Genomic DNA, 9,417 nt, shown 5'->3' with positions numbered 1-9,417 from the left:
TCATAAACCGTTGATACCCAATCTATCCAACTCGCGCACGAAGCGAATGTATCTGCGCTCTCTGTTCGGCATGTTCTCCAACGAGCTGGCCATCGATCTGGGAACGGCGAACACCCTGGTCTTCGCCAAGGGGAAAGGCATCGTCGTCTCCGAGCCTTCGATCGTCGCCATAAACGACAAGACCACCAAGGTCGAGGCCGTGGGCAAGGAAGCCAAGGAAATGCTCGGGCGCACCCCGGGAAACATCACCGCCATCCGGCCGATGAAGGACGGTGTCATCGCTGATTTCGAGGTGACGGAGAAGATGTTGGCCTACTTCATCCAAAAGGCCCACAATCGAAAAGTCTGGGTCGCGCCCCGTATCGTCATCGGGATCCCATCGGAGATCACTCAGGTGGAGAAGCGCGCGGTGAAGGACAGTGCACTACGGGCGAAAGCGAGCGAGGTCTTCCTCGTCGACCAGGCGATGGCCGCCGCCATCGGAGCGGGTCTCCCGGTGACCGAGCCGTCGGGCAACATGGTCGTGGACATCGGGGGGGGCACCACCGACATCGCCGTCATATCGATGGCGGGCATCGTCTACTCGAGCTCGGTGCGGGTCGCGGGAAACGAGATGGACGAGGCCATCATCAAGTACTTGCGAAAGAAGTACAACTTGCTCATCGGGGAGCGTACGGCGGAGCAGGTCAAGATCGAGATCGGCTCGGCTTATCCGCTCGATCGGCCGATGACGATGGAGATCAAGGGCCGAAACCTCATCGAAGGGATTCCCAAGACTCTGGTGATCACCGACGAGGAGATCCGCGAGGCCCTGGAGGAGACGGTCAGCATCCTCGTCAACGCAGTCCGGGTGGCTCTCGAGAGGACACCGCCGGAGCTATCCGCGGACATCGTGGACCGCGGCATCGTTCTGACCGGTGGTGGGGCACTCCTGAAGAACCTCGACAAGCGATTGCGTGAAGAAACCGGATTGCCGGTCTCGATGGGGGAGGATCCGCTGTCGTCGGTCGTGCTCGGTGCCGGCCGTATGCTCGAGGACGTGAAACTCCTGCGCAAGATCTGTCTCGATTGAGCCGAGCGGACATCGAGACATGGCGTCCACCAGCGCCCCGTTCGGCACCCGGGGAGGGAACGTGCTCTTCATCCTGGCCCTGGTGGCCCAGTCCCTCCTGCTCTCCTCCCAGGTCACGACCGAGGCAGGCCATTCCGCACTTCGTGCCCTGGTGCTGGGAGCGTTGTCGCCGGTGCAACGAAGCGCCGACGTCACGATTCGCTCGCTCCGGTCGGTTTGGTACGGCTACGTCGACCTCCGGGGGGTGCGCGAGGAAAACGACCGGCTCAAGAAGCAGGTGGCCCGTCTCGAGCAGGCGCTGTGGCTCGAGCGCGACATCGTCGCGAGCTACCGCCGCCTGAGCTCCGTCCTCGAGCTCGCCGAAAGGCTGGACTATGAGCCCATCGTGGCGGAAGTCATCGGTCTCGACGCGAGCGCATGGTTTCAAACCATTACCGTGAACCGCGGGAAGAATCGGGGCGTGGAGCTCAACAGCCCCGTCATCGCTTCCGGAGGGCTCGTCGGTCGAATCATCTCGGTCGGTGAACAGGTCGCGCAAGTGCAATTGCTCACCGACCGGGATTGCTCCGTCGGCGCGCTGCTATCGCGCACCCGAATCCGGGGGATGGTGACGGGAAGCGGAGACGAGCGGAGCCCAACCGGTCTCACGTTGAACTACGTGAGCAACCTCGAGGACGTCGTCGAGGGCGATGCCATCGTGACTTCGGGCATGGATGGTATCTATCCCAAAGGCATCGCCGTTGGGCGGGTGTCCTCGGTGCGGAACGGTCCTCGACTGTTCAAGCTCGTCACCGTCGAGCCCGCTGCCAATCTCGGTCGCGTCGAGGAGGTCTTCATACTGCCGCCTTTGGGTGAGGCCGAGATGACCGAGCGGGTCGAGTGAGGATCCTGGATGCGGCGCTGGCCATTCTGGCCGCGTTTCTGTTCCAGTCAGTGCTCGGCCGATACCTGCCGGCCCTGGATGGCTATGTCGATCTGTTTACCGTAATCTCCGCGGGCTTCGGACTCGTGCAGGGACGAATGTTCGGGATGTTGACCGGGATGGCGGCGGGGCTCGTTCAAGACGTGTTCTCCGGAGGGCACCTCGGCATCAATGGCATCTCCAAGACCACCCTGGGCTACGTCGCGGGGATAGCCGGCCACCACCTCATCATCCGTGGATGGTCTTCCCGTGTTCTCTTCTTCCTGCTCGCGTCCGGGCTCGATCTCGCCATCCTTGCCGCTCTGGGCGCTGCCATCGAGGAGCCACGGGTGCTCGGAGAGGGCCTCCGCCCGATCTACCTCTGTATCGGTAACATCATCGCTGGTATGATGCTCATTAGGGTTATCGATCGCCCGGAGCGGGGAGAGCTGGCGTAGGCATCGTCACCGGTTTCGAGCACCCCGACGCGACACGAATGAACATCTATGAGGATCTCAGAGCGCTTCGATCGCGCCTCGCTTGGTGGCGCGTCGCGATCATGATCGCCTTCGGAGTCTTGGTCCTGCGCTTTTGGCAGCTCCAGGTGGTACGTTCGCCGACTTACGAGCGACTCGCTCGAGCGAATCACGTTCGCACTTTGTCCGAGGCGGCTCCTCGAGGGCTGATCCTCGACCGGAACGGGCGCATCATTGCGGAGAACCGGCCATCGTTCAACCTGATGCTGGAGGGGGATCATCCCCGTACGCTGAAATCGCTTCGCGAGCTGGTGGAGCTCGGTGAGGACGCCGAGTCGGACGAAGCGTACCTCGAGCAGGCCCGTATGGGTCCGACCATCGTCAAAGAAGACATCCCGCTCGAGGACGTCGCCCGTATCGAAGCCCGTCAGCTCGAGCTTCCTGGGGCCCATATTCAGTTCGTCCCGCGGCGTTACTATCCCGCCGGCCCGGTCGCTGCGCACGTGATCGGCCACGTCGGACGTATCTCGGAAGAGCAGCTCGGACAGGACTTCTTCTCCGGTGCCGAGCGTAACGACTACGTGGGGCAGTCGGGGATCGAGCGCGTCTACAACGGTATGTTGATGGGACGTAACGGCGTTCAACGGGTCGTGGTCAATAGCCTGGGGCGGCGCGAGCGCCTACTCGAGCAGGTGCCTCCGATCTGGGGCGAGTCCGTCCAGCTCTCGATCGACATGGAGCTGCAGGAGATCGCCGAGACCGCCTTTGCCGATCTGGGTGGGGCTGCCGTGGCGCTCGATACCCGTAGTGGCGAGGTGCTCGTGCTCGCCAGCTCGCCGTCCTATGATCCCAATGCTTTCTCGGGTAGTTTCAATCGTGGCGAGTGGTTGGCTCTGGTCGATGACTCGTCGCACCCATTGTCGAACCGACCCATCCAGGGTCGCTACGCTCCCGGCTCGACCTTCAAGCTGGTCGTTGCCGCGGCCGCTCTCGAGCAGGAGATCGTGAGCCCGGAAACGCACAAGTATTGCAGCGGGTCCGTACGCCTCTACGGAAATACGTTTCACTGCCATCGCGGGGGCGGACATGGCAGCCTCAATCTGAAAGACGCCTTGGCGATGTCCTGCAACAGTTACTTCTTTCAACTCGGTGCGCAGCTGCCCATCGAGACGATCGCTCGCTACGCCAAGCAGTTCGGCCTCGGTGCCCGAACCGGGCTGGACCTCCCTCACGAGGTCGACGGGCTCGTGCCCGATCCCGAGTGGAAGAAACGTGCGCGAAACGAGCCCTGGTATGCCGGCGAGACGGTCTCGGTTGCCGTCGGCCAGGGGTCGGTGCTCGTAACCGCGACCCAGATGGCGCGCCTCGCGGCCACGGTCGGTACCTCGGGTGACCTGTATCGGCCGCATCTCTTCCTGCGGAAACTGCCGGCTGGCGTCATGCCCGAAAGCTACGCTGATTCGGTCATCTCGCCTCCGTCGCGGAAAGTCGGCCTTCGGCCGGATACCTGGCGCGCCCTCCAGGAAGGGATGTTCCGGGCGGTGCAGTATGGGACGGCGGGTCGGGCCCGACTCCAGGACGTTGTCGTTGCCGGTAAGACCGGGACCGCGCAGATCGCCGCGCGCGGCCGAATCGAAGAGAGCGTCGACGCCAGGCGTCCCGAGCACTTGAGGAACCACGCCTGGTTCATCGGCTATGCCCCGAGGGTGAATCCCGAGATCGCGATCGCCGTTCTCGTCGAGCATGGAGGGGGAGGAGGCGCGGCCGCGGCGCCGATCGCCCGAGACATCTTCCAGGCGTATTTCGAGAAGAAGCAGGAGCGAAAGCTGGAACGTGCTCGACAAACGACAATGGCAATCCGTTGACTGGCTGATCATCCTCGGCCTAGTCGTCGCGTCTACGATCGGGTTGCTCATCATCTACAGCGTCACCCATGCCGGGTCCACTCCCGACCTCTACCAGGCTCAGATCGCGAGACTTCTCATCGGAATGGTGCTCCTTCTCCTCGTCATGTTCATCGACTATCACACCATCGTGGACCGGGCCGAGGTGCTCTATTTGGCCGTCTCGGGGTTGCTCCTCTACCTCGTCATTTTCGGCGGGCTCCGAGCCGGCACGAGCCGATGGCTCGAGCTCGGAGTCGGTACCTTTCAGCCGGGCGAGCTGGCGAAGATTGCCGTCGTATTGTTTCTCGCCAAGTATTTCGCCGGAGTGCGCGGCGACTGCCTCCGGGCCTCCGAAGTCGTCACCTCCGGCTTCTTTGCTGGCGTTCCCATTGTGCTGATCGCCCTTCAGCCTGACCTCGGAACGGCGGCGACGATCGGCGTCGTCTTCGTGAGCATGGCCCTTCTCGCCGGGGTGCGGGCCAAGCTCCTCCTCGTGGGGGCCCTGTTCGTGGTGCTCCTGATTCCGCTGGCGTGGGCATTCGTACTGAAGGAGTACCAGAAGGAGCGCGTCTACGCCTTTCTCGACCCCGGCAGGGACCCTCGGGGGGCCGGCTATCAAAGCATCCAGTCAACCATCGCCGTCGGCGCGGGGGGCTTTTCGGGCAAAGGCTGGCTTGCGGGCACGCAGAGTCAGCTCCAGTTTCTTCCCACGCCGCATACCGACTTCGTTTTCGCGGTTCTCGCCGAGGAGTTCGGCTTCGTGGGCGTGGCCGCCGTAATGATCCTGTATTTCGTAATCACGCTGAGGTGTCTTGATACCGCACGCCGCGCGCGGGACCGCCTGGGAATCCACGTCGTGTTCGGCGTGCTTTCCATGTTCGCCTTCCAGACGCTCTACAATCTCGCTATGGTGGCCGGACTCGTTCCCATCAAGGGGTTTCCCTTGCCTTTGATGAGCTACGGGGGTTCCTCCATGCTCGCCACGATGATTGGGTTCGGGCTCATCATCAACGTCCGCCTGCGTCGGTTTGTGAACTAGAAAAAAGCTAGACGGGGAAGCGGGGGACTTGTGCTAGAGTTCAAGTGAAGCCGTCTCAGCGATTTGGCGGAGGCGGCCCGATTTTGAGTTGAGAATGGAGCGGCCCAGCGAAGGCGGGCACGGAATAAGAAGGTTTTCGGAAGAGAGCGGAGTCCCAAAAATCAGGGCATCCAGGGTTCTTGGTTGTTCGGCTGTCTGCTGCCTGATCTCGGCAAGATTGGCTCGAATCGATGAGAAATCACTCAGTCGTTAATGGGAGACGGCCCGTCATTCCCTGAGACCACAGCATCCGGTTCCCTCCTCCTCCGCCCACCCGCCGCCCACTCGGCCGCCCGAAAGGGTTTATATGTCGAAAGAGATGATCGTCAGCCATAGCGCGCTCCAGACGCGCTTGGCCATACTCGAAGACGGAGTCGTGTCCGAGGTCGCGTTCGAACGAGAACGGAGCCGGGGCGTCGCCGGCAACATTTACAAGGGACGCGTCAACCGCGTCCTCCCGGGAATGCAATCGGCTTTCGTGGACGTTGGACTCGAGCGGGACGCGTTTCTCTACGTCTCGGACGTGCTCGAGGATGACGACTACCTCACGGAGGAAGAAGAGAAGATCGTCGAGACCGAGCGTGAGATTCGTGCCGCCAAAGGAGATGGCCAATCGATCGATCAGCTCTTGACCCAGGGACAGGAGGTACTGGTCCAGGTCGCAAAGGAGCCGCTGGGGACGAAAGGGGCCCGCATTACTTCTTACGTCAGTCTTCCCGGACGTCTCTTGGTCTACATGCCGACGGTCGATCACATCGGCGTCTCCAGAAAGATCGAGTCGGCCGAAGAGCGAGCTCGGCTGCGGAAGCTCATCCAGAAGGCGCGCCAAAGAAGCGGGGGGTTCATCGTCCGCACCGCGGCGCAAGGAAAGGACGACGAGACGATCGTCGCCGACCTTCGCTACCTGGAACAGAAGTGGAACGAGATCTGCCAAAAGGCCGACCACCTCAAGGCCCCGGCTCTGGTGCACAAGGATCTGGGCCTCGTCTTCAAGTACATTCGCGACGTTCTGTCTCCGGAGTTCTCCGCCATCCGAATCAACTCCGAGGAAGTGTTCGACCAGGTGCTGAATTATGTTCGGCAGATTCAGCCTCAACTCCTCCACCGGGTGAAGTACTACTCGAAGAACTATCCGATCTTCGAGGAGTACGGCGTCCAGTCGGAAATCGACAAAGCCCTGAGGAGCAAGGTCTGGCTCAAATCGGGAGGATACATCGTCATCAACCAGACCGAGGCGCTCGTAGCCATCGACGTCAACACCGGTCGCTACACCGGGGAGAAACGGCTCGAGGACACGATAACCCGCATCAACCTCGAGGCGGCGGACGAGATCGTCCACCAGATTCGACTGCGAGATCTCGGCGGTATCATCGTCATCGACTTCATCGATATGGAGGAGCGCCGGAACCAGCACAAGGTCTTCGCCGCCCTCGAGCAAGCTCTGCGCCGGGATCGTTCTCCGACGAAAAGCGTTCAGATCAACGAGTTCGGGCTCGTCGTCCTCACGCGAAAGCGCGTCAAGCGTTCCCTGGAGCGTGTGCTCTGTCGGCCATGTCCCCTGTGCCAGGGAAGCTCGTGGGTCAAGTCACCGACGACGGTGGCCTACGAGATCGTCGATGAGGTTCGCAAGAGCATGACCGATTTCTCGAGGGGGCTCACGCTCCGGGTTCACCCCGAGGTTGCCCGCGCCCTCAAAGGCAAGGAGGCCCCGGTCGTCGAGGAGCTCAAGTCGATGTTGAAGCAGGACGTCGAGATCCGGGCAGACCACAACATCTACCAGGAACAATACGAGCTAGTTGCACGGAAATAATCGAATAATCGCTACTCGGCGGCTCCGGGGAGATGGTAGATCGTACGCGGATCGAATGTGGGATCGGCGGCAAACGCTCTCCCGAACCAATCCACCGACGTCGGGTATTCGCGCAGCATCACGTGGGCATAGCCCAGCAGATAGAGCGCGTCGGCGCGCTCCGGATCGAGGTCTACGATCCGCATTAGCGGCTCGAGCGCAGCGCGGAAGTTACCGGAGCCGTACAACTGCTTCGCGCGGGACATCAAGCTCTCGACGTCATCCTGGGCGGCGGCGAAGGACACCGCGGTCAGGCAAACCAGAACGGCAATGGCAAGGACTCGCTTCCATTTCATTGGCGAAACTCCCTGAATTTTGATGCTTGGCGCAGACGATAGTTTAGCACCCCTCGGCGGGGCGCGCATCCTCGTCATCCGGCCCGGAGCTCTGGGAGACACGCTCCTCGCGTTTCCCGCGCTCGCTTCGTTGAGGCGAGCCGTGGGACCGACGGGGGCGGTGGAGCTGGTCGGTTCGTTGCCGGCGGCGAGACTGGCCCACGACGACGTGCACGCGTCGGCCGTTCACTCGTTCGACCGGGCTTTGTTCGGAGCCTTCTTCGAGCCAGGCTCCTGGGACGAACCGCTGACTGGTTTTCTGTCGTCGTTCCAATACATCGTGGCCTGGTCGAATCTCCCTCGACTGCGCGAGTTGGCGAGGAGTGCCGAGATCGTAGAAGGTTCGAGCCGTCCCCCTGTAGGAGCTCACGCATCCGACCATCTCTCGAGCACTCTCGCGCCGCTCGGGATCGATCCCGGGTGTGGGGCTCCGGAGCTCGTGATTCGCGAATCGAGCCATCTGGGCGCCGCGCGGTTTCTGAACGAGAATGGGCTGGGGCAGTCGAGATTCATCGCCATACACCCTTCGAGCGGAAGCCTTCAGAAGAACTGGCCTTGGGAGCGGTTCGCGGGGGTGGCGCGAAGAGCGCGTCAGGAAGGTCTTGAAGTCCTGTGGATCGAGGGTGAGTCGGACCGAGACGTCGTCCGAACCGTCGCCAGAAGCGTTGGCGGCGTTGTCGCCCGGCACCTCGAGCTCGCGGTTCTCGCGGCTCTGCTCGCCCGCGCGACGCTCTATCTCGGAAACGACTCGGGCGTAAGCCACCTCGCCGCGGCCGCGGGTGCGCCCACGGTCGCTCTGTTCGGCACGACCGACCCGGCGAGCTGGGCCCCAAGAGGTCGCACGGTCGAGGTGGTCGATTGCCGGCTTTCCTCGGACGAAGTGTGGGGAAAAGCCGTCGACGTGGCGTGGCACTATTAATTCCTTGTAATCAAGAACTTAGCTTCGCGCGGTGCCAATGGCTCCACACCGTTGGTGGGAAATCACCACGTCAAATTGTGATCGCTCTATCCAGGCACCACGACGGGTAGTGGTTCGGCGTGATCCCACCCGCCTATCATGTTACGAGCCCCGCGCTTGCGATGGGGCACGGTTCTTGCTAAGTGTTCGGGCACAGACCCAAAACACAAACTCTCCCAGGACCTGAAATGCCGAGGTCCTGGCTTGAAGGAGTCAGCGACATGGCGATGGCATTGCTCGATACGCAAGAGTTCGGCATCGGCATTTACCGTGGTTCGGAGCGCGTAGGGAAAATCCGCTTCCACATCGGCATTCGTGCCGCCGAAGGCGAAGTCTCGTACTCCGCCGCCGACCCGGAGCTCCGGAGATCTCTCCGAACGCTGCTGGGGCGGAAGCGCAGCTGGCGGTGGCAGGATTTGACGCGAAGGCTCATCGACAACCTCTCGTTGACCACGGGAGGGCGTTTCGTACTGCGGTTCGGCACCACTCCCTCGGACGAGGGACGGGGTGCTGGCGAGCACGGTCTGCGCCGAGCGATCAACCGCGCCGTCAACGAATAGAGTCCCCCACAAGAAACAAACGTCCCGCCATTACGAGTCCCCCGGGCGTTGGCCCCCGCAATACGCTGGCCCCGGGGGATTCATTTATCCCAGAACAAACGCAAAGACTCCAAGTCGCAAAGACGCAGGGAAGAATTTCCGACCCCCCGGGGCCGGGCTTTCAGCGGCCGAGGGCGAGACGATCGGCGAGAGGTTGTGGAAGCCCGGCGTTGCGAATCTTCTCTTGTGCCCTTTCCAGCCGATAGGCCACGCGATGGATGGCCATCGTCATGCGCGCCGTGTCGAGAATCCCGAAGCTTGCT

General features: G+C 62.1%; 9 protein-coding genes. 8 read left to right on the top strand and 1 reads right to left on the bottom strand.

The window, feature by feature from the left end; genetic code table 11:
* The first annotated feature begins 46 nt into the window (after positions 1-46).
* The 6 genes from VEK15_20255 to VEK15_20230 all read left to right on the top strand — a co-directional run bounded on the left by VEK15_20255 (position 47) and on the right by VEK15_20230 (position 7,223).
* Positions 47-1,072, top strand: a complete 1,026-nt coding sequence (locus VEK15_20255; GenBank protein ID HXV63044.1) for a rod shape-determining protein — start codon at positions 47-49, stop codon at positions 1,070-1,072.
* A 19-nt stretch (positions 1,073-1,091) separates the two neighbouring features.
* Positions 1,092-1,955 (top strand): rod shape-determining protein MreC, encoded by an 864-nt coding sequence (gene mreC / locus VEK15_20250; GenBank protein HXV63043.1) that lies wholly within the window; start codon positions 1,092-1,094, stop codon positions 1,953-1,955.
* On the top strand, positions 1,952-2,431 hold the full coding sequence (locus VEK15_20245; GenBank protein HXV63042.1) for a hypothetical protein: 480 nt from the start codon (positions 1,952-1,954) through the stop codon (positions 2,429-2,431). The genes mreC and VEK15_20245 overlap by 4 nt, the downstream gene beginning before the upstream one ends.
* Before the next feature lie 38 nt (positions 2,432-2,469).
* A complete protein-coding gene (gene mrdA / locus VEK15_20240; protein HXV63041.1) occupies positions 2,470-4,314 on the top strand; it encodes a penicillin-binding protein 2 in 1,845 nt (614 codons plus the stop codon).
* Complete coding sequence (gene rodA, locus VEK15_20235) at positions 4,283-5,374, top strand: rod shape-determining protein RodA (protein HXV63040.1); 1,092 nt, start codon at positions 4,283-4,285, stop codon at positions 5,372-5,374. Before mrdA ends, rodA begins: the two co-directional genes overlap by 32 nt.
* A gap of 358 nt (positions 5,375-5,732) precedes the next feature.
* Entirely contained in the window at positions 5,733-7,223 is a 1,491-nt protein-coding gene (locus VEK15_20230) for an Rne/Rng family ribonuclease (GenBank protein HXV63039.1), read from the top strand.
* Between the two features lie 11 nt (positions 7,224-7,234).
* Here VEK15_20230 and VEK15_20225 read toward each other — a convergent pair whose 3' ends face one another.
* Positions 7,235-7,558: a hypothetical protein gene (locus VEK15_20225; protein HXV63038.1), complete on the bottom strand. Its 324-nt coding sequence runs from the start codon at positions 7,556-7,558 to the stop codon at positions 7,235-7,237.
* A 22-nt stretch (positions 7,559-7,580) separates the two neighbouring features.
* Here VEK15_20225 and VEK15_20220 point away from each other — a divergent pair, with 22 nt between their 5' ends.
* Positions 7,581-8,516 carry a glycosyltransferase family 9 protein gene (locus tag VEK15_20220; GenBank protein HXV63037.1) on the top strand — a complete coding sequence of 312 codons (936 nt, stop codon included), beginning with the start codon at positions 7,581-7,583 and terminating at the stop codon, positions 8,514-8,516.
* Positions 8,517-8,776: 260 nt separating this feature from the next.
* Positions 8,777-9,115 (top strand): hypothetical protein, encoded by a 339-nt coding sequence (locus VEK15_20215; protein HXV63036.1) that lies wholly within the window; start codon positions 8,777-8,779, stop codon positions 9,113-9,115.
* Positions 9,116-9,417: the final 302 nt, after the last annotated feature.

This window comes from Vicinamibacteria bacterium (assembly GCA_035620555.1).
Classification (GTDB): Bacteria; Acidobacteriota; Vicinamibacteria; order Marinacidobacterales; family SMYC01; genus DASPGQ01.
This window is presented reverse-complemented; position numbering and strand designations above follow the sequence as displayed.